The sequence below is a fragment of the Streptomyces sp. NPDC054840 genome (genome assembly GCF_053611065.1).
This window is the reverse complement of the sequence record NZ_JBSGZP010000902.1, coordinates 1-2396: the sequence shown is the minus strand read 5'-3', so window position 1 is coordinate 2396 and position 2396 is coordinate 1. Positions and strand designations below refer to the sequence as shown.

Genomic DNA, 2396 nt, shown 5'->3' with positions numbered 1-2396 from the left:
GGGCCGAGCAGGCCCTGGCCCGGTCCGAGCCGCAGAAGATCTCGATCCCCTCCCTGAACCTGTCCAGTTCCCTGGAGACCCTGCGGCAGAACCCGGACGGCACCATGCAGACCCCGAAGGACCCCGCGCTCGCGGGCTGGTACGAACCGGGGCCGACCCCCGGCTCCCAGGGGCCGGCCGTGATCGCCGGGCATGTCACGTGGAACGGAGCATCCGCTGTGTTCGAGAAGCTGAAGACGATGAAGGGCGGTGACACCATCAAGGTCACCCGGCAGGACGGCAAGACGGTCACGTTCACGGTGGACCGCGTCGCCGAGTACCCCAAGGCCGAGTTCCCGACGCTGGAGGTCTACAAGAACGTCGACCACGCGGGCCTGCGGCTGGTCACCTGCGGCGGCAGCTTCGACCCCAAGACGCACTACTACGACAGCAATGTGGTGGTGTTCGCCCGCATGACGGGCGCCGCGTAGCCAGGACGACGGGGCCGATGACACGCCCCTGTGTTGCCGCGATGGCCGCGACCCGCTCGTGGACGGTCACCGGCTCGGACCGGTCAGGTCACGGGTACGTCCGTGCCGGCCGGGCCCGGTCGGTGCCACCCGCGCCACGGACGCGACACTCCGGGTGATCGACCGGGCGAGACGCCGGATCCTCGATCATTGTCGAGGTCAAGGAGCGCCTGCCTGGGCCCGCCTCCCTACGGCTGGGCACCCGGCGGCACCCGACCCGTCACCGGATCGGGTGCCGCACACGTCTCGGGTCAGTCGGCGGTGGTGGTGTGCGTCCAGCTCGTGCACAGGGCCCAGATGATGAACACGTCGATCGCGATGATGATGATCGACCACCACGGCTGGTACGGCAGCCACATGAAGTTGAGGATCACGCTGATGCCGGCGAGCGCGATACCGGCGCCCCTCGCCACGTTCGAGCCGGCGAACAGGCCCACCCCGGTGAGGATGACGATGATCCCGACGATCAGATGGATCCAGCCCCACGCCGTGAGGTCGAATTCGAAGACGTAGCTTCCGATGCGCGCGTAGACGTCGTCCTCGGCGATGGCCGCGATGCCCTGGAACACCGCGAGGCAGCCGGTCACCAGGAGGAGCACGGCGGCGAACATCGTGCCCACGTTCCCCGCGCCCTGGCTGTCGCCGCTTGGATACAGCGGAGTAGTGCCCGGCGCAGGGCCGGTGTTCCAGTTTCCCCCGGTCGGTGTCGGCTGGCCCATGGAATTCACCTCACAGTTGGCGGTACAGCGCAGGAGGGTCCTGCTCCGGCTCGTCGGTCACGGGCTTCGGTGCCCACATCGCAGTGTCGTCCGGCGGTCCGGTTCATGTGATCACCCGAAGCGGGTGGTCTTCACCCGGGCACGCGGGCCGCTCCCGCTCAGGCGGGCAGCCGGCGCAGTTCGAGCACCCGCAGGCCCAGGGACTGGAAGCGGGTGAGGAGCCCGTACAGGTGGGCCTCGTCCGCCACGCTGCCGAACAGGAGCGTCTGCTCCGGTACGGGGATCCGGGCGAGCTCGGGAAAGCTCGCGGCGAGCGTGTCCGGTACGACCCCCGAGATACGGAATTCGTAGCGCATGAGAGCACTCACTCCTCTCGGAACGAAGGCTTCGGAGCCCGGGCCGGTGCGAGGGCCCGAGCCGCTTCCGGCCTTCCCCGCCATCGTGGGCCCCCGGCCCGGCGTGGGCATCGCCCGGTGCGGGCGAAAAACGCGCCCGCGGCGACCCGCGTGGCTCAGAGCATCCCGAGGTCCTGCGCCCGGTGGACGGCCTCGCTGCGCCGGGCGACGCCGAGCTTGCGGTAGATGCTCTTCAGATGGGTCTTGACCGTGTTGACCGACACGTACAGCTCGGCCGCGATCTCCTCGGTGGACAGCAGGTCCGCGGCCTTGCGCAGCACGTCGGTCTCCCGCGCGCTCAGCGGTTCCACCACCGGTGGCTGCCCGTCGGCCCGCGTCGCGCGCGCCGTACGGCTTGTACGGGCCGTACGGGCCGGGGCGCGGGCGGTCAGCCAGCCGTGCGACCGGGCCGTCTGCGGGTTCCGGCGCAGGGTCCGGCGCACCCCGGGACCGTTCTCGGCGAACATCCGGCGCAGTTCCTCGGGGCGGGCGAGGGCCAGCGCCTCGCCGAGGCGCCGGTGCGCCTCCTCGTATGCGCCCTCCGCCTCGGCGATCCGGGCGTGGAGCAGGCACGTGTGGACCCGTACCGGCGTCGGGACGCCGTCGTCCGCCGGTACGCCCGCCAGTGCCCGCGCCGCGTCCGCGCCACGGCCGGCGGCCAGCAGGGCCCGGGCCCGGGCCAGCGCGCGCTCCGGCCGGTCTTCGTCCGGGGTACCCGCCGCGTCCACCACCCGCAGGGCCGCGGCGACGTCGCCACCTGCCAGGTGTACGGC

General features: G+C 71.5%; 4 protein-coding genes. 1 reads left to right on the top strand and 3 read right to left on the bottom strand.

The genetic code is table 11. From position 1 onward, the window contains the following. Nucleotides 1-470: class F sortase (locus ACWGIU_RS35715; RefSeq protein ID WP_453712253.1), on the top strand; the 470-nt coding region annotated here is incomplete at its 5' end. Nucleotides 471-760: 290 nt separating this feature from the next. Here ACWGIU_RS35715 and ACWGIU_RS35710 read toward each other — a convergent pair. The 3 genes from ACWGIU_RS35710 to ACWGIU_RS35700 all read right to left on the bottom strand — a co-directional run. After that, nucleotides 761-1228 carry a DUF7144 family membrane protein gene (locus tag ACWGIU_RS35710; protein ID WP_453712252.1) on the bottom strand — a complete coding sequence of 156 codons (468 nt, stop codon included), beginning with the start codon at nt 1226-1228 and terminating at the stop codon, nt 761-763. A 158-nt stretch (nt 1229-1386) separates the two neighbouring features. Next, nucleotides 1387-1584, bottom strand: coding sequence for a hypothetical protein (locus ACWGIU_RS35705; RefSeq protein WP_453712251.1), 198 nt, complete (start codon nt 1582-1584; stop codon nt 1387-1389). A gap of 155 nt (nt 1585-1739) precedes the next feature. Continuing rightward, the coding region (locus ACWGIU_RS35700) for a response regulator transcription factor (protein WP_453712250.1) at nt 1740-2396 on the bottom strand (657 nt) is incomplete at its 5' end.